Below are 17,816 nucleotides of genomic sequence, written 5' to 3'. Positions count from 1 at the left end.
CAAATACAAAAAGAGACAAATACAAAAGAGAGAAAAACGATGGCCTGTTACAAAATTGATGGCGTTACGCCCGTGGTTCACCCAACCGCTTATGTTCATCCTACTGCTGTTATAATTGGTGATGTTATTATTAAACAAGGCTGTTATGTTGGCCCAGGCGCCTGCCTAAGAGGAGACTTTGGCCGTATTACCATGGAGGAAGAATCTAACTTACAAGATAACTGTGTTGTTCATGGGTTTGCTGGCAGTCATACCATCATCGGCAAACATGGACATATTGGCCATGGCGCTATATTGCATGGTTGTGTTATCGGTGAAGACAGCTTGATCGGCATGAACGCTGTAGTGATGGACGAAGCGAACATTGGACCAGAATCTATTGTCGCCGCAGCGGCCTTTGTTAAAAGTCGTTTTTCTTGTGACGCTCGCTCACTCCTAATGGGCAGTCCAGCGAGACTCGTCCGACAAGTCAGCGATGAAGAGTTAAAATGGAAACAAACCGGAACGCAAGAGTACATCGACCTGACCACTCGCTGTTTGGAGTCTATGGTTGAGTGTCATCCCTTAACCGAACCTGAAGCCGATAGACCCAGCTTGAAAACGGGCCATCATAAGCCAAAAAATAATTAGCTTTACTCTTAAGGCACCATTTCAGAGAATGGTGCCTTCAATCAAACGATACTCATAGCCTGTCTCAATGAATGAACTAAAAACACTTAACACTCTACTGAAGCGTTTTCAAAACCAAAAACCTATTAGAGCCTCCTCTTTAATTATTTCTCTGTATGGTGATACCATCGAGCCACACGGCAGTACCGTTTGGCTAGGTAGCCTAATCAATGCCCTGGAACCGATAGGCATTAGCGAACGTTTAATGAGAACCTCAATTTTTCGACTGACGCAGGACGGTTGGCTAGAGAGTGAAAAAGTCGGCCGTAAAAGCTATTACCGCTTAACGACGCAAGGACACAGAAAATTCGAGCAAGCTTTTCAGCGCATTTATAGCCCGAACATACAAACTTGGAACGGTTCATGGCTACTCATTATTGGCAGCCATCTCAACCCTGATGAAAAAAAGCAACTAATGGATGAGCTTCAATGGCAAGGCTTTGCCACGTTTTCCACGCAACTGATTGCCAGCCCATGTTGCGACAAACAAACCCTCAAAGCGATTTTGCTCTCCCTTAATCTAGAAGAGAAAGTCATTGTCTTTGAGGCCTCATCAAACACTCAGTTTAGCAACAAACCGATACAAGAATTGGTTAGAGACTGCTGGAATCTGGATGCTCTCAGCCAACATTACCAAGAGTTTATCGAATTATTTTTACCGGTTTGGCAAGAGCTTTCCGAGCTGGATACACTTGACCCGCAGTCTTGTTTTTTAACGCGAACCCTACTGATTCATGACTACCGTAAACTCTTGCTAAGAGACCCACATTTACCAAGAGAACTTCTCCCAATAGACTGGGAAGGCAGAGCCGCTCGACAACTGTGCCGAAACATTTATCGCAAACTCACGCCAGCAACGGAAAAATGGATTGAGCACAATCTAGAGTCCGTTCACGGGCCATTGCCAGAAGCTAACGCTTTATTCTATGAGCGTTTTGGTGGTCTTAATATCTAACACGCCCCGGTCATACAGGGCATCAGATAATAACGCCCTGTATGATATTCATTGCCTTGCTACTTTCCCCACTGTTCAATTGTTTCAACAAAATGACTCAGGAATGCGTTCGCCTGATAGGCATCTAATGCCCTATGATCAATGCTAAGAGAAACATAACATTTGGGACGAATGACCATGGTGTCCTGCCCATCTATCTCTTCAACAACCACCCTTTTTTCCAACTTACCAATGCCCAAAATCGCCACCTGGGGCTGGTTAATAATGATGGGGGTCGCCAACAGGCTACCACTGACTCCATGATTGGATATGGTAAAGGTTCCTCCTTTCATGTCCGCTGGGGTCAACTTACCCTGTCTGGCACGTTCCGTTTGCTGTTGCAGCAAGGTAGCCACTTCAAACAGTTTCTTCATCTGTACCTGCTTAATAACAGGCACAACAAGCCCATCGTCTCCCAACGCGGTCCCTACTCCGATGTTAATGTCTTCCAATACTTCTAAGCTTTCCTCATGAAATCGTGAGTTGATGACTGGGACTTTTTGGATGGCCTGGGCTGCTGCCATCACAAAATACGCGGTAAAGGTCAACTTCACACCGGCTTCATCAAAGCCCATTTTGCACAGTTTCCTATGCTCGATAACGGCCCCCATGTCCATTTCAAACACACTGGTAACATGGGGCGAAGTACGCAGCAGGCTGTCGACCATATGATTGGCAATGGCTTTACGCATGGGCGTATGGGGAATCATTTGGCTCTTTGCTTCGCTATTGTTACCTGACGAGATGGGGGAATCTGAATCATCGGACCCCATAGCAGGTTTTTCGTTGATAAAAGCCAGAATGTCATTTCGAGTCACCCGCCCCCCCATTCCTGTACCAGCAATTTGCTCTATATTGAGATTATGCTTTCTCAGTAACTTTCTAACCGCTGGACCAATAAGATGACGCCGATTTTCTTTTCCTCTTACGCGCCCTTTTAATTTAGGCGTCGCGGCATCCTGTGAGTGATCTCTGTTCGAACGCTCAGACTCAGCAGAATATTGCTCGCTGGTTTCCAACTCGCTACCTATGGATTCGCTGCTTTTCTGTTTTTGATCTTGTGTCAGGTCACTTTCTAAATAGCCAAATATGGTTTTTTCACCCACCTCTTCACCAGGGGACACAAGCATTTTGTCTATCACCCCATCCTGCTCAGCACACACCTCCATTGCTACTTTGTCGGTTTCAAGCTCAAGGATGGGCGCTCCTTTTATCACATGCTCCCCTTCTTTCACTAGCCATGTAGACAGGGTGGCGATCGTGCCTTCCAGCGTGTTATTCGGCAATGTAATCTCGATTGATTGATTCATAACAGCCCCTCACACTTCAATTTGGCTTTTCATTGCGTGAGCAATGGTGTCTTCATTGGGAAGCGCTCGATCTAACAAGCCACTATTATGAGGGCTGGGGATATCGGGCATGGTCAAGCGTTTAATGGGTGCATCCAAAGAAAAAAACAGCTCATCCGCAATCGTGGCGGCGATTTCAGCCCCAAAACCAGCGGTTTTATTATCTTCATGAACAATTAGACAACGCCCCGTTTTTTCCACAGACTCAAACACTGCCTCCTTATCCCAAGGCTGAATGGTTCTAAGATCAATCACCTCAATTGCCATATCCAAACGCTTTGCTGCCTTTTCACAGCGCTCTACCATCGCCCCCCAACAGACAACCGTTAGAGCTGTTCCGACTAGAATTGTCCTCGCTTTGCCAAACGGAATCACATAGTCATCTCCAGGATATGGTCGACGGGACCAGCTATTATCCAGCAAAGATCGATGCTCAAAGAAAATGGTTGGATTGTTGTCTCGTAGGGCATAGCGCAACAAACCCACCGCGTCTTCGGCATTAGAAGGTATGGCAAGTTGCCAACCCACTTTATGCGCCCATTCCACTTCGTCACTCATGGAGTGCCATGGGTCACCTCGACGTGCAAACCCTCCAGGGATTCTAACAACCATGGGCGCAGCAAACTGGTTATGGGTACGCCAGCGCATAATTCCCGTATCGGACAGTTGCTCTGCGGCCGGTTCCGCGTATTTACGGAACTGTATTTCCGGCACCGGCATCAACCCATTCAGTGCCATCCCCACAGAACGCCCAATAATCCCTTCTTCAGATAAGCTAGTGTCAAACACTCTGGCGTCACCAAACTTTTCATTAAGCCCTAAGGTTGCACCGTGTACCCCTCCTTTTGGCCCAACATCCTCACCAAAGACAACTACTTTAGGGTTAGTAGATAACTCATAATCCAGTGTTTTTCGAATAGCCGCGATCATATTAAGACGAGCACCCTCAGGTTTGGGCTCTTCACTATGATCAGGAAAGCGATGACCATCCGCTGCCAACCCGCCTCTAAGTTGCACCTGATCTTTTTCCGCGTAAACAAAGCGTGTCAATTGGTCTGGATCCGGCTGCATACGCTGTTTCGCCCGCTCAACGGACTCACGAATCTCTCGATTAGACTGTGCTTCCAGCTCTTCCCATTCCTCCAAACTCATCAGGTCGTTTTCTAGTAGATAGTGTTTGAGTTTAGGAAGCGGATCTCGTGCTTGCTCTTCAGCAATAAAATCGGCCGTTTTATAGGTTTGTGTGTCCTGGAAAGTATGCCCGCATAGACGAGGCACTTTCAGCCTTAATAAACAGGTACCTTTACCGGAACGGACATAATCCACGGCTTCTTTTATCAGCAATGGCGTCCGTTGCGGGTCTGTGCCATCACCATCGATAATTTTCAGGTTTTTATAGGAACGTAGATTAGCGACTTGATCGCCACCTGGGGTTTGCACCCCTTGAGGGACAGAGATACCGTAACCATTGTCTTCAATATAAAACAAATGCGGCAAATGATTGGTGGTTGCAATATTCAATGCCGACCAAAAACCGCTGGTTGACATGGAGGCATCCCCTCCCATGGAAACGCCAATGGCCCCCGTATAACTAAAATCTTTTAATTGATTTTTACGATAGAGAATGGCTTGTGCCCAACCGGAGATCGGCGTGTATTGCGCCCCGACGCCGCCACACATAGGAAACAGCATGGCGCCATTTCTATTGGCATTGGGAAAATTACATACCACGCCAATGTCTCTTCCATCACTGTAACCTCCAGCTTTGGCCATTGGGGAAGCAACAACATCATCTAAATGAATGCCAAGGCTCATTACAAAAGGTCTAGACCGATAATAGCCGGTTGCCCCATCGTGCGGATGGGTTAGCAGAGAGCCTAACAAAATCTGGGAAAAATCGTGACCGCGGGCAGAAAACTGATTAAACACCAGCTTTTCAGGCACCAATTCTTTCTCTTCAATCTCATCAAGGGCCCGCGATTGCAACATCAATCGGCTGATATGCCTCCAATCGACAGCAGGCTCACTTTTAGGGGGACGCTTTGTGCGGGTAGCTTCTCTCAATACTTGATTCATAGTCGTACACCATTTGTTGGCAGCTTTTCAGCTTTATTGTTATTGGTATGATGTAGTTAATGTTATCGATACTTCAGCGAAATTATCTTTCTTAATTGCTGAGCTTTTGCCAAACTAAGCAATATCGTTTCTCCAAATAACAATAAATGGAAACATTCTTATGCTTGATAAGTTTGATATCAGTATCTTAGCCGCTTTACAAAAAGACGGACGCTTAAGTAACAAGGAGTTAGCCGAGAAGATTGGTCTTTCGACCGCGCCATGCTGGCGACGCTTAAAACGTTTGGAAGATGAAGGCTATATAACCAACTATACCGCTGAGTTAAATGCCAAAAAGGTGAACTTGCATGTGATCGCTTTTGCTCAGGTGTCAATGGACAACCATCACCCTGAAACCTTAGCCCCCTTTTTGACAATTGTACGGGAATGCCCAGAAATACAAGAGTGCCATTCCGTCAGTGGTGATTGCGATTTTCTGTTAAAAATCATCACCAAAAATTTAGACAGTTATGACGAGCTGTTAAGTAAAAAGCTGCTCCAAGCCAAAGGGGTGCGCTCCGTCAATACCATGTTTTCAATGAAACAGCCCAAAATCACCAGAGAATTTCCTTTGAGCTTATTTCCTATCAGTGAACCGACTTGACGACTCACCACTGCCATTTTGATTGCTAAAAGCGCTTGGCGATAGCACCTTGGATGTTGTACTGTTGACAGTAATGGAACCCCATATTTTTGGATTTCTCATCATTGAGCTTTCGTCGAGCCATGAGCAGGTTCAATAATGACCCGGTAAGGTCTATCAAATAACAATAATGAAGAAGATCTTTGTATAAAATCGCGGACGAAGCCGCCGTGCAAAGGTCTCATAAAGAAATTCCAATGAGGTCTAGATGAAACCACTTCTTCAATCTCATCATAATCACTTGCCTGTTGAGGTGTTTGCTTCTGAACTCCGTCAAGTCTGCGGATTATTTAACATAGAGCCTCAATCCAGCTCGAGCGTTATTAATGGCGGCATAACTACAAGGCACTTTGGCGCGTTTGAGGCCGCGATTGTTGATGTTGACTCTGTGCATATAGAGCGGGATAAAGCATCCATACGCCAAGACCCAGGGGAATACTTTTTCCTATTAATACAAGATTCAGGATACAGCCAAGTTCAGCAAGGAAATAATACAGTCGAGTTACGTCCTGGCGATATGTTTCTTGTCGATTCCGTCAAACCATCGATGTTTCGATACGATTATGGTCAATCCCGTCAAATATCGTTTCATATCCCCCGTGAAGAAGCCATACATCGCTTTGGTAATGTCGATTGTGGTGTAAACATCTCACGGGATGATCCTCTTTGGCTTGCCATATACTCTGTTCTAAAGAAAATGGTTGACTATGAATGTATGGATCAACAGCATCTGGGCGAGGCGTTTATTAGCTTAATCAGCGCCTACCTTCATACTAATCATCGGGTTGCTCATGCAGAGCCAAGCGAACAGTTACTGTCAAAGGCCTTAGCTCTCATTAACCGTTATTACTTAAACTCAAATTTTTCTCCACGGGAAATCGCGTCTCATCTGAATATTTCCGAACGAACATTACAGCGACATTTTCAAGTGTTAGGTGAAACCCCCAAACATAGAATTATCAGTTCACGACTGGAATATGCCTACAAGCAGCTTTGTTTACGAAAAGACGGTTTACTGAATGAAAGCATTACGGATATAGCATTACGTTCTGGGTTCAATGATTTATCCTACTTTTATCGCGAGTTTCGCAAAAAATACAACATGCCTCCCAGCTTGATGGAACAATGACGTAATCGTCCAATACGGTTGGCGGATAAATCCAAGTCCCCTATCAAGAAGAGTTTTTATGATCTTAGTTAGTCGCAATTTTTAATGCACCGAGTCACTAGAGAGAATAAAAACAATGAATAGTTCCGCTTATAATGTAACCAAAAATACGCCTTTTGAAGTGTTTAATCCTTCTACAGGTGAGCTTATCGGTCATGCACCGAACATGGCCAATGATGAACTAAACGCTGCCGTAGAATCAGCCAAGTCCGCTTTTGTTTCATGGTCGTCATTATCGGATGAGGAGCTTCAAAAAAACTGTCTTGCTGTCACGAAAGCGATACAAGATCACTCCGAAGAGCTGGCTAAACTGGTCACACTGGAGCAAGGAAAACCTTTGAATGGTCTAGGCTCTCGTTGGGAGATAGGGGGTGCTGTCGCTTGGGCAGACTATACATCGAACCTTTCTCTTCCTGCTAAAACCTTACAAGATAACCAAGACGGCAAAGTTGAGCTATACAGAAAACCTCTGGGTGTTGTTGGTTCGATTACCCCTTGGAATTTTCCGGTGATGATCGCCATTTGGCACATAATGCCCGCCTTAAGAACTGGTAACACGGTGGTTATTAAGCCTTCCCCAAGTACACCACTATCCACCATTCGTCTCATAGAAATCATGCAAGAAGCCTTACCTATAGGTGTTGTGAATGTTGTCACGGGTGACGACAAAACATTTAACCTAGGTGCTGCCATGTCTGCCCATCCAGATATTAGAAAAATTGTCTTTACTGGTTCCTGTGCAACAGGTCAGAAAGTCATGCAGTCTGCAGCAACCACCATGAAGAGACTGACCCTAGAATTAGGGGGCAATGACGCCGGCATCGTCTTACCAGATGTTGACCCTAGCGCCATTGCAGAAGGGTTATTTTGGGGGGCTTTTATTAATAATGGTCAAACTTGTGCGGCAATGAAACGATTGTATGTTCATGAGTCTGTTTATGATGCGGTATGCGAGTCACTTGTTGCATTTGCTAAAAATATACCCGTCGGTGACGGCATGGATGAAGCCAGCATATTAGGGCCAATCCAAAACAAAGCGCAATTTGATAAAGTGTCTCAATTGGTTTCTGAAGCCAAAGAACGTGGAAAAGTGTTACTAGGGGGCGATCCTGGTGAAGGCCTTTTCTTTCCACCCACTATCATTGCCGACTTACAAAATGGCGACTCTCTAGTGGATGAAGAACAGTTTGGGCCTGCATTACCCATTATAAAATACTCAAATATTGATGATGCCATTCGTTCTGCTAACGATAGCCCTAATGGCCTTGGCGGTTCCGTCTGGTCATCTGATATTGATATGGCAAAGAAAGTCGCTGCTCGAATGGAGTGTGGCTCTGTTTGGATTAATAAACACGGTGCTATTCAACCCAATGCGCCTTTTGGTGGCGTGAAATCCTCTGGTTTCGGCGTCGAGTTCTCAGAAGAAGGCTTAATGGAATACACCGATATCCAAGTTATCTTTAGCTGATTTCGGTTGCCTTGCCATCCATAGGGTATGACTGAACGCTCAGCCCTATGGATCATACTTTTTAAAATTATGTGCTAAGACCTTTGCATACACACCAGACTGAAGTACTCTATAAAAGGTCTTTTTTAAAATAATAATAATCGAGAGTTAAACATGAAAGATAATTAATAATAAAACATCTCATTCAGCTTGAGTATTATTAAGAATTGGTATCCGCTTTTTAAACCGGAAAACCACAATAAAAGAATAATAACAAATTGGTTATCCAATATGATTGAAAATTATAGCATTGCTAAAATCAAGTCTAAACAGCCTTGGTTTGTCCTTTGTGCAGCCGAAGAGTATTCGGTCAAAGTATCTAACATCCCCTTTGTATCACATTTTTATAGCTTTGAGTCCGCATCATCAGAAGTCACTAATGCCATTCCAGATGGTTGTATTGATATTTTATTTGATTGTGACAGTTCTAAGCCAAAAGCAACCGTTTGTGGAACAACACTCGGTGCAGAAGCGGTGGAGTTTACCTATAAACATCGTTATTTTGGTGTTCGATTTTCTGCAACCTCGACACCTAATTTCCTGAATCTTTCGGCGTCTGAATTAATCAACCAAAGGCCCGAATTTAAAGATATTGCCCTTAAGATAAATGACTTATTTGAACAAGTTGCAAGCCAAGAGTCTTTTACTAATCAAGTTCTATTATTTTCTAAATTTTTAATAAAACATGGCATTAGAAATCATTCAAGTCTTTCAAAACAAGTCGTTCAATACATTTTCGTTAACAAAGGGAATGTTCAAATAAAAGAATTAGAAGACATAACAGGGTATACTTGCCGAACAATACAAAGACAATTTTTATTAGACACAGGCATGACGCCCAAAACATTCTGTCGCATTGTTCGAGTTCAATCCGCTTTATATGAAATAAATTTAAATACCCATACAAAACCTTCTGAGCTAGCCTATCGATTAGGGTTTTCGGACCAAGCACATTTTACGCGTGAATTTAAAGCACTGACGAATACAACACCAAACCATTACGTTAACCGAATAGAAGAAAGTATGTATTTAGATAAAGTTAAATTTTATTAATAATTACATTTTTTGTAATTGCCTTATTCAAATTAAAAAATTACAGCACTTATTATGGGCGCTGTAATTCCCAGAGAACTTATTCCACTTTTTCTATGAAACAGTCCTAGATCACTATTATTTTTCATGGGTAAACAGACGTAAAAACTCTATTTTATTTTCCAACGCCCTAAAAACAATCAAATTAAGTTGTTTTAAATAGTCTTTTAATAGCCAAGTTAGTATAAAAGCAATGCATGACACCACTATGGAACCAACAATATCGAAGGGATAGTGAACACCACAAAACACCCGAGCTAAACCACCTATTATGCCCAGCACCAAAAGAACTTGACCAATATGTCGAGTCTCAGTGTAACTAAAAAGTCCTAATGCGACTGAAACCATCAAGGTTGTGTGATCTGATGGCATTGACGTATCAGGTAAATGAGGAATTAGCTCTGTACCAAGATGATTCATAAAGGGTCTTGGATGAAAATAAAACAAAGCAATTAAAAAATTAATAGAAATCCCTATCAACATAGTATAGCCAGACAGAAAGGCAGCATGACGCCTCTTCTTTTGAAGAGAAGGCGAAACTTTATTAAAAAAACCTAACCACAGTAATACTAAGGCGAATAGAATAGGAAGATACTTTGCCAAGACTTCCATTAATTGATCCAAAATAGCGTTCGAACCTGCAAAATGGTTAATCATTAAAAATAGAGATTGGTTTAAATGTTCCACTTTATCGCCTCAGAATAGAATACAGTAAAAGCATGTTGACTATGATCGGTGTGAGAAGTTATCAAGGCTTTCCTTAAGGAGAACTTAAGTCTTAAAAAATATGAAAATAAAGATTTTTCATCCTACGCAAATTTCTCAGATGGATTTTTATTAATTTTTCGCTATTTCACCATGATAATGATAAGACAGCCTATTTTGAAAAGTGTTGGGGGGATCTCATTTTGCGTTTGCTCATTGTAGAAGATGATGAATTTATTGGTGATGGTCTGCTAAGAGGGTTACGTCAAGAAAACTTAGCGGCGGATTGGGTACAAAGCTCTAAATTTGCGATATCCGCTTTAAAAACAACAAACTACAGCATATTGTTACTCGATCTTGGGTTACCCGATAAAGACGGTTTATCATTGCTAAAAGAGTTACGACGGGCGAATAACTCAATTCCCGTTATCATTATTACGGCTAGAGACGATGTTTCCTCCCGCGTAGGCGGACTCAATGAAGGCGCTGATGACTACTTAGTAAAGCCCTTTGCACTAGAAGAACTCATCGCACGCGTTCATGCTGTCATGCGCCGTAAAGTCGGACGCAGCCAACCCATTTTAGCCGTTGGCGAGTTAAAGCTTGACTCTGCTCACCATCTTGTCTGGTTTCGAGATGAGCCCTTATCCTTATCCGCTAAAGAATTTGCGCTCTTGCATGAGCTTATGCAAGAGCCAGGTAAAGTCATTTCAAAAGAAACCCTCGAAGAAAGTCTTTACGGCTGGGATCAAGAAATAGGTAGCAATGCGATTGAAGTGCATATTCACCATCTCCGTAAAAAAATTGATACTAAAATTGTTAAAACAATACGAGGGGTTGGCTATCGAATTGGAGATGTTCATTGAGATCACTTCGCACCAATCTGCTCATTTGGTTATTACCTACAACTTTCCTCGTCGGTGTTCTGGCAAGTATTGGCACGTACTGGGGGGATTATCTGACCCTAGAAAATACACTAGATGATCAACTTAAGTACATCGCCCATCATATAAATCTAAGCAATTCAACTCACTCCATCAATCTAAAGCAGACATTATCTTCAAAAGCTCACGATCATGAAGATCAAGATGACGAGGTCATTTTAGAAGTTTGGGAAAATAACAAACGGCAATTTGCTTCACATCCATCAATCGACTTTGCTCCCCCTACCCGAACAGGCATCATCAACGAAACTGTCAATGGTAAAGTCTGGCATACTTTTGTCATGAAAAGTGACGACAAATGGATTCTTATTGCCCAAGCTCAGAATCTTCGTTTTGAAACCTTAGCCAGTTTGTCGATTAATCTTTTTTGGCCTGTACTCGCCATGCTTCCGTTACTGGCGATTTTTTTGTGGTTCGGTATTGGTTACGGGTTAAAACCTTTGCGACATATTAGTGAAGAATTAAAAAGCCGCAATGCTAAAAGCCTTGACCCAATCATTCCTGCTCGGCCAGTGAAAGAAATACAACCGTTCATACAAGCCCTGAACGATTTATTAGAGCGCTTACAGCAAACGTTCATCCAACAAGAGAGATTCATTGCCGATGCGGCTCATGAGTTACGCACTCCCATTATGGGGCTCAGTGTAGAAATGCAAGTCATGGCACGTGAGACCGACCCCATGAAACAACAAAAATCGCTTATTCAATTACAGAAAAGTATCTCTCGACTTTCTCACCTTTCTGAGCAGCTACTTACACTAGCCAAGATTGATCCAGAAAAGTCAGATCAATCCCCCGAAGAGGTTGAACTGACAAACTTATGTAAGCTGATTATTACTGACTCAGTCAATGCAGCAGAACGCAAAAACATTGACTTGGGCATGGGGAAACAAACAGCAGCCGTCATTATGGGGTTCCCTGACGATTTACGCATTCTGATTAGTAACCTCATCGACAATGCTATTCGCTACATACCGGAAAATGGCACCATCGATGTGTCAGTCTACAAAGAAAAAGAGGAGGTCATTTTAGAGGTATCTGATAATGGTCCTGGCATTCCAGAAGCAGAACGCCTCAAAGTAACTGAGCGTTTTTACCGAGGGAAACACCCTAAAATTCATGGCAGTGGATTGGGAATGAACATAGTAAAAAACATTTCTGACAATCATCATGCGGTACTGACGCTGACTGACTCAGAACAAGAAACGGGATTGTGTGTCAGAGTGACTTTTAAAGGTCTATAGATCGTTAAGGTTTATTTAAGCCTTATTGCCCTATTGTATAAATATAACTCTTTAAAATCCTCCGAGGAGTGAACATTCCGATTCATATAGTTCTAAGAGACCTTTGCACGATGTCACGAGCGACGCTAAGACACGACAAAAACAGACGAGAAAGCGGAGTTTATCGCTATAAATGCGCATTTTGAGTCTGTTTTTAACAAAGTATTGGTAAGCACAGTAGTTGTACCAAAGTTTCTCTAAATATTAGCAAAAATTAGGGGATATCTAATGAATGTTATTCAAAGAATTCACCAGCTTGATGTTTTCGTTTTTTCTTGGTTTATGGCTAGAAAAAATGGCAAGAGACTGGCAAGAATTGGGCGATTTATTTCATTTAGCGCAGATGGTCCGCTCTACGTTGTGACGGATATCGTATTGTGGCATTTCCATTACAGATTATTAGCAAGCATCATTGCATTTGGATTTGCGCTTGAGCGGTGCTTATATTTTGCAATCAAACTAGGTTTTAAACGAAATCGACCTGCCGACACACTGAAAAACTTCCACAGCTACATCACGCCATCGGATAAGTTTTCATTTCCTTCTGGACACACTTCCGGAGCGTTCTTTGTAGCCTACTGCTTGGCACAAGCTTTTCCATCGTATTATCTGCTCTTTTATATATGGGCTACTCATGTGGGACTGTCTCGGCTACTACTTGGGGTTCACTTCCCTACCGATACATTAATGGGAGCCTTGCTTGGTGTCGGTTGTGCTGCGTTGATGGTAGCGTTACTTCATGGCATCCTGCCATATTGACTACGGTGATAAATCCCCCTATCACTATTTTAGCCGCGAAAAACGCTAAACTTTCATGATCACATTAGCGCCTCCTTATTAAAGGTGACCTAATTAAATCAGGTCGAAGACCCATTGTGAGCTCAGATTTACGCTATTACGGCTAAGGAAAGTACAAACAAATCCTCTTGTCTAAGCATGTGGATAAAAGCTTGCTATTCGCGGCAGGCAAGAATGTGAATGGTGGGCCTATTGACGAAGACGCTTAACAAAGAATATGAGTTTTTAGACCATGTCCTATGAGTATTAGACGGCTTATTCTCACCTTCCCTTGCTAATTCTGATGCCACAAAGCAATCTAAGTAGATTAGTCAGAAATGAAAACAAGCTTTCTACACTGTTTACGCGTGATAATCTGCATAAAAATGGCAGTGACCTGTAAATAAAAAAATACCTCACTGCCATAGAGAACATTCAATCAAATAGGTTGGCTAAGGGCCTTGAGCGATTGCCCCATAATTCTTGAATGTTCCTCCTTATCTCCGCCATTAATTTCGATGTGACAGAGTCGAGCAGAGTTCTCGACCACCATGCGACAGCGTTCCCAACGACGTTGATGAAATTTTTCAAGAGCTTTCTCTAAAGAATCATTAACGGCAAGTTCATCGGCTAACACAATGCCACTTTCTATGCCGATACCAGCGCCAGAAGCTAAATGTGGTGTAGTGGCGGCAACCGTATCGCCAATCATGACGAGACGGCCTTTGTTCCAAGGCTGTTTCACCAGAAGATTCGCTAATGGGCGGTAATCGATATTGGCTTCTTCCTTGAATATATGGGGAATCAAGGCCTCAACTGTTGGATTCGGGAATTGCTTCATCAAGGAAGCAAGCACCTCGGGCCAAGTCTCTCTGTCAATATGCTCCTTAGTTGGGCGATCTTCCGTAATAAACATATACATATGCGTCTCTGATACTGGATTAACGCCCAATTTCAGATGATGCCCCATCCACATGGTGACTTGATTGATACTCTCTGGGCGCGGAATAATGGCACGCCACACACCTTGACCTATGTATTCAGGCTCAGGTACTTCTGGGAAATACTCTTTACGAACACTTGAATGCACGCCATCCGCCGCAACAACAAGATCGTATGCGCGAGTGCTACCATCGGTAAAAGCCACTTCGATGCAGCTATCCGTTTGCTTGATATCCGAATAGGTGCAACCTAAACGCACATCAACGCCCGATTCCATAACGGCTTTCGACATAATGCGAGCCAATGTTGGACGAAAAATACCGCCACTGCCACCGACCTGAGAGCCTACTGGACTTGGTGTTGGTAATTCCATCAACAAAGGGCCATGAGCCAAATGAATCGCCACACCATCGGTGACGCAACCTTGTTTCACGACTTCATCATAAAGGCCCAGATCATCCAGCGCTCTCATGGAAGCGCCATTAATACTGATACCTGCTCCTAACTCACACCACTCTGGATCAATTTCCACCAGATCCACCGCAATCCCATGACTCCGTAATTTTATTGCCACAGACATGCCTGAGAACCCACCACCAATTACGAGAACTTTATCTACCACTGCCATCATTGACTCCTTACTTATTGTTTTTATTGAATTTTATTTATTTTTATTAGAGTGTATTAGCCAAACATTGCCCATTTGGTCTATTTCAGTTACGACTTTTTCAAGCCGTTTGCCTTTGCATGGTCCTTGTATACAGAAGCCACTTACTGGTTCAAATAAAGCCCCATGGGCATGACACGCAATGTACTGTTTAGAAGCATCCATATAGGCGTCTTTACGCCATGCCATGGGAGCGCCATCTATATGCGGACAGGCATTTTTCCAGCCATAAACTTGCCCAGCATGCTTAACGATAAAGATCTGATCATTACCATCGTCATTTAGGAAAAAGCCTTTTGATTGCCCTTCTTCAATATCGCTCAGTTGGCAAAGCCATTTTGCTTGGTTATCCATTTATGCTGTCTCCTTCTCTTGCACTTGATTACTGTTAGAGAATTTGGGCTTCAACAAAAAATGCGCGAGGGCCGATAGCAGAATTAATGCCCCTAACATGTTCCAAATGAACATAAAGGCCAGTAGCAATCCCATGTCCGATTGGAATTTGATCGGGCTAGCAACATTTACGTCGCTTAAGTAATGAATGGGAACAACGCAGTGTTCGCCCCCTTAATTCACTATTCACTCTTCATAATCCCCTTTTGGCGTGCTGTCTTGCCCCGGAGCCCACTTATTACGGTAACGCAACAAGAAGGCCTGAGAGTTGTCCGCACTAATTGGTGCTGTCCGTGCCTGCCAAGTCTTATCATGCAAGTCCATGTCTGCATCCATCTCAATATGGCAAGCAAATGGACTGTTGAAGTACCAAAACCAGTTTGAACCAAAGATATGACGGCCTGGCCCCCAAAAGGCTTGATACCCTTTCTCAATAAAGCGAGAGCCGTTTTGCATGACTTCTGTTGGCCCCGCAAAATGGAAAGTGAAATGCTCTACGCCTTTCATAAATTCTGGGGCGCCAATAAAGAAATGTGTGTGGTGATCCAACGTCCCAGCAGGTTGTAAGAAAGGCCCCATGCCTTCAAAGCGATCTGTACATCGAAAGCCTAAACGTTCCACATAAAATGCTTCCGCTTTCGCTGGGTCTGATACAAAGTACACGATATGGGACAAAGTGCGCGGGTGAATCTGTTCTGCGTTCACATTAACGGCATTCTGGTTTACGGGACGTTGCAAAGGCGACCCAGGTGCATTGGATATTTCTCCCGTCAAACTCATGGTTTTTCGTTTGGTTACTTGAAAGCCAATAACAAAACCCATGTCGTCTATGGATTCGATGGAACCATCAGCCAAGCTTGTTACGTCTCGATCCTTACTCAATTCTGTACGAATCGCCTCTAAATCCTGCTCATTGGCCACACCCATGACGGTTTTGCGCATCATACAGCCGTTGCCTACACTTGGCGGTAAACTCTGATTGGATGCCTCCGCGAGTACAACACAGGTACCATCTAACGCCTCAAAACGACCACCTTTATCAGTCACATCAACAGGGATAAGTCCGTAATCTGTTAAAAAGGTTGCGCACGAAGCAATATCTTCCACGGCAAAAACAATGCTCTCTAAACCTACTATATTCATCTCTTTCTCCAAACAAGGTGTTAGGCGGTATGCCCATATAAAAATTCTGCGATCCTATCGCCAATGTATGCGCCAGCATTGACTGAATGACCAAAACTAGAGTATTTAACGTCGCCTTCACGAGCCTTCAACTTTCGGTCAGATGATCTGTGACCTTGCAAACACTCCCTCACTTAGCGAATACCTTGCCTAGCAAGACCCCGCCCTGTGAAGGTACTGGTCGGCATGCGCTGAACTGGTTTGTTCTGGAATTTCTTATCGTTCATCATGTTGGCCACATAGGCTTCTCCAGAAAGCAGATTGTAAGAGCCCGCAGGAAGAAAACGTGATTTTTCCCATTCGTAGCCCACATAAGCACCAATAGAAGCCGTTTCAGAAATCGGCACATCAATCGACACTTTGCCTGTTGGACATACGGTCTCTTTAAATTGAGAGTTAGGAACCGAAGATAATTTCACAATATCAATAGGTGCCTGACCTCCAGCGATACCGTTTACACCGTAAAACAGGCTCTCCCACCACAATTGCGTGAAACGACCCGCACGGATCGTTCCTTGCATTCCATCTTTAACAGGGAAGCAGCTGTAGACAAAAGCATCTAAAATTTCAGCATCCCCCCATGACTCTTTTCGTTTGATTCGAAAATTCACTGGCTGGCGTATGATTAGCCCTGAAGTCCTTATTGGCATTATCTGTATGGTGATGATAGACATCGTCGTACCAAGCAGCAGCACTGATTCGCGCGCCATAATCTTTATAGGACAAGTCAAGTTCAGACAATAAATCCAAGCGATTAGAAACTAATCCTCTATGAAAGTTATTGTCGCCGTCATTAAGATTGATTGCGGTTTGACCTTGGGTTAAGCCAGGTGAGGAACTTTTTAAGCGGTAAGCAGTACTGTATTTCACCGTATTATCCAAACTAAGTCTTAAATCTGGATTACTAGTTGTTATCTCAAATCCATAGGCAGTAGATGTCGTAGAGATAATGGCAAGAGCGATTGCCTTCGCTCTAAATGGAGTCGTATTTAGTGTGTTCACTTGTTCTTCCTTTTTGCTAGGGTTTTATTTTTATTTTCAAGAACAAGCCAAAATGTAAGCGACTCCAACCTTTTAGAAAAATCCTTTAAATCATATCGACCATTCGATAGTATCGAATGGTCGATAAAAACCCTATCAACTGCCTTCTCTTGCGTTTTTAAAACTAAGAGTGGAATTACTTATCGTCTTTTATGTATTTTTAGCGACTAAAACGTTACTCATATTGCAGAACTCCTGAATTTAGGCCCATTTGCATTCCTTTCTAAGGGCTCACCTAAGCGATGTTTTGTATGAAGAGAATGTTTTGCGAGGTTTAGCAGGACAACCTTGGGGACACTCCAACTACCACAATCTTTCAGAAAAATCCTTTAATCTAAGTTAATC

General features: G+C 43.1%; 15 protein-coding genes and 1 pseudogene. 9 read left to right on the top strand and 7 right to left on the bottom strand.

Going from position 1 to position 17,816, the window contains the following annotated elements:
- Both JHD45_RS16880 and paaX read left to right on the top strand, forming a co-directional pair.
- Positions 1–630 (top strand): hypothetical protein (locus JHD45_RS16880; protein ID WP_418903784.1); only part of this gene is annotated, 630 nt, incomplete at its 5' end.
- 67 nt (positions 631–697) lie between these two features.
- Positions 698–1,624, top strand: a complete 927-nt coding sequence (gene paaX / locus JHD45_RS16875) for a phenylacetic acid degradation operon negative regulatory protein PaaX (protein ID WP_199477663.1) — start codon at positions 698–700, stop codon at positions 1,622–1,624.
- Between the two features lie 59 nt (positions 1,625–1,683).
- Here paaX and JHD45_RS16870 read toward each other — a convergent pair whose 3' ends face one another.
- Both JHD45_RS16870 and JHD45_RS16865 read right to left on the bottom strand, forming a co-directional pair.
- Positions 1,684–2,973: a dihydrolipoamide acetyltransferase family protein gene (locus JHD45_RS16870; RefSeq protein ID WP_199477662.1), complete on the bottom strand. Its 1,290-nt coding sequence runs from the start codon at positions 2,971–2,973 to the stop codon at positions 1,684–1,686.
- Positions 2,974–2,982: 9 nt separating this feature from the next.
- Positions 2,983–5,088 (bottom strand): alpha-ketoacid dehydrogenase subunit alpha/beta, encoded by a 2,106-nt coding sequence (locus JHD45_RS16865; protein WP_199477661.1) that lies wholly within the window; start codon positions 5,086–5,088, stop codon positions 2,983–2,985.
- Between the two features lie 160 nt (positions 5,089–5,248).
- On the opposite strand from JHD45_RS16865, the gene JHD45_RS16860 reads away from it, so the two are divergent.
- The 4 genes from JHD45_RS16860 to JHD45_RS16845 all read left to right on the top strand — a co-directional run bounded on the left by JHD45_RS16860 (position 5,249) and on the right by JHD45_RS16845 (position 9,498).
- Positions 5,249–5,731 carry an Lrp/AsnC family transcriptional regulator gene (locus JHD45_RS16860; RefSeq protein ID WP_067017185.1) on the top strand — a complete coding sequence of 161 codons (483 nt, stop codon included), beginning with the start codon at positions 5,249–5,251 and terminating at the stop codon, positions 5,729–5,731.
- A 247-nt stretch (positions 5,732–5,978) separates the two neighbouring features.
- Positions 5,979–6,899, top strand: coding sequence for a helix-turn-helix domain-containing protein (locus tag JHD45_RS16855; RefSeq protein WP_199477660.1), 921 nt, complete (start codon positions 5,979–5,981; stop codon positions 6,897–6,899).
- 115 nt (positions 6,900–7,014) lie between these two features.
- Positions 7,015–8,406 (top strand): aldehyde dehydrogenase family protein, encoded by a 1,392-nt coding sequence (locus JHD45_RS16850; RefSeq protein ID WP_199477659.1) that lies wholly within the window; start codon positions 7,015–7,017, stop codon positions 8,404–8,406.
- Positions 8,407–8,676: 270 nt separating this feature from the next.
- On the top strand, positions 8,677–9,498 hold the full coding sequence (locus JHD45_RS16845) for a helix-turn-helix domain-containing protein (protein ID WP_199477658.1): 822 nt from the start codon (positions 8,677–8,679) through the stop codon (positions 9,496–9,498).
- Between the two features lie 117 nt (positions 9,499–9,615).
- Here the strand turns inward: JHD45_RS16845 and JHD45_RS16840 are convergent, their stop codons facing one another.
- The gene (locus tag JHD45_RS16840) at positions 9,616–10,224 is read right to left on the bottom strand and encodes an undecaprenyl-diphosphatase (protein WP_199477657.1); all 609 of its coding nucleotides are present in this window, start codon (positions 10,222–10,224) and stop codon (positions 9,616–9,618) included.
- A 221-nt stretch (positions 10,225–10,445) separates the two neighbouring features.
- Between JHD45_RS16840 and JHD45_RS16835 the strand changes: the two genes are divergently transcribed.
- The 3 genes from JHD45_RS16835 (at position 10,446) to JHD45_RS16825 (ending at position 13,228) form a co-directional block, all read left to right on the top strand.
- Positions 10,446–11,108 (top strand): response regulator, encoded by a 663-nt coding sequence (locus JHD45_RS16835; RefSeq protein ID WP_199477656.1) that lies wholly within the window; start codon positions 10,446–10,448, stop codon positions 11,106–11,108.
- Entirely contained in the window at positions 11,105–12,430 is a 1,326-nt protein-coding gene (locus tag JHD45_RS16830) for an ATP-binding protein (RefSeq protein WP_199477655.1), read from the top strand. The genes JHD45_RS16835 and JHD45_RS16830 overlap by 4 nt, the downstream gene beginning before the upstream one ends.
- 267 nt (positions 12,431–12,697) lie before the next feature.
- The gene (locus tag JHD45_RS16825) at positions 12,698–13,228 is read left to right on the top strand and encodes a phosphatase PAP2 family protein (RefSeq protein WP_067343051.1); all 531 of its coding nucleotides are present in this window, start codon (positions 12,698–12,700) and stop codon (positions 13,226–13,228) included.
- A 457-nt stretch (positions 13,229–13,685) separates the two neighbouring features.
- Here JHD45_RS16825 and JHD45_RS16820 read toward each other — a convergent pair whose 3' ends face one another.
- The 4 genes and pseudogenes from JHD45_RS16820 to JHD45_RS22640 all read right to left on the bottom strand — a co-directional run bounded on the left by JHD45_RS16820 (position 13,686) and on the right by JHD45_RS22640 (position 17,432).
- Entirely contained in the window at positions 13,686–14,819 is a 1,134-nt protein-coding gene (locus tag JHD45_RS16820) for an FAD-dependent oxidoreductase (protein WP_233407891.1), read from the bottom strand.
- A 30-nt stretch (positions 14,820–14,849) separates the two neighbouring features.
- The gene (locus tag JHD45_RS16815) at positions 14,850–15,209 is read right to left on the bottom strand and encodes a Rieske (2Fe-2S) protein (protein ID WP_199477654.1); all 360 of its coding nucleotides are present in this window, start codon (positions 15,207–15,209) and stop codon (positions 14,850–14,852) included.
- Positions 15,210–15,434: 225 nt separating this feature from the next.
- Positions 15,435–16,391, bottom strand: coding sequence for a VOC family protein (locus JHD45_RS16810; RefSeq protein ID WP_199477653.1), 957 nt, complete (start codon positions 16,389–16,391; stop codon positions 15,435–15,437).
- Between the two features lie 173 nt (positions 16,392–16,564).
- A pseudogene (locus JHD45_RS22640) lies at positions 16,565–17,432 on the bottom strand (DUF1302 domain-containing protein).
- Between the last annotated feature and the right edge of the window lie 384 nt (positions 17,433–17,816).

It is taken from the genome of Marinomonas spartinae, assembly GCF_016461715.1.
GTDB lineage: Bacteria > Pseudomonadota > Gammaproteobacteria > Pseudomonadales > Marinomonadaceae > Marinomonas > Marinomonas spartinae_A.
The sequence above is the reverse complement of the archived record's forward strand: the minus strand, read 5'-3'. Positions and strand labels throughout refer to the sequence as shown.

Excerpts from the sequence above, each read along its gene's own strand:
- paaX (WP_199477663.1), top strand. The coding sequence starts at position 698 with ATGAATGAACTAAAAACACTTAACACTCTACTGAAGCGTTTTCAAAAC.
- JHD45_RS16870 (WP_199477662.1), bottom strand. The coding sequence starts at position 2,973 with ATGAATCAATCAATCGAGATTACATTGCCGAATAACACGCTGGAAGGC.
- JHD45_RS16865 (WP_199477661.1), bottom strand. The coding sequence starts at position 5,088 with ATGAATCAAGTATTGAGAGAAGCTACCCGCACAAAGCGTCCCCCTAAA.
- JHD45_RS16860 (WP_067017185.1), top strand. The coding sequence starts at position 5,249 with ATGCTTGATAAGTTTGATATCAGTATCTTAGCCGCTTTACAAAAAGAC.
- JHD45_RS16855 (WP_199477660.1), top strand. The coding sequence starts at position 5,979 with ATGAAACCACTTCTTCAATCTCATCATAATCACTTGCCTGTTGAGGTG.
- JHD45_RS16850 (WP_199477659.1), top strand. The coding sequence starts at position 7,015 with ATGAATAGTTCCGCTTATAATGTAACCAAAAATACGCCTTTTGAAGTG.
- JHD45_RS16845 (WP_199477658.1), top strand. The coding sequence starts at position 8,677 with ATGATTGAAAATTATAGCATTGCTAAAATCAAGTCTAAACAGCCTTGG.
- JHD45_RS16825 (WP_067343051.1), top strand. The coding sequence starts at position 12,698 with ATGAATGTTATTCAAAGAATTCACCAGCTTGATGTTTTCGTTTTTTCT.
- JHD45_RS16820 (WP_233407891.1), bottom strand. The coding sequence starts at position 14,819 with ATGATGGCAGTGGTAGATAAAGTTCTCGTAATTGGTGGTGGGTTCTCA.
- JHD45_RS16815 (WP_199477654.1), bottom strand. The coding sequence starts at position 15,209 with ATGGATAACCAAGCAAAATGGCTTTGCCAACTGAGCGATATTGAAGAA.
- JHD45_RS16810 (WP_199477653.1), bottom strand. The coding sequence starts at position 16,391 with ATGAATATAGTAGGTTTAGAGAGCATTGTTTTTGCCGTGGAAGATATT.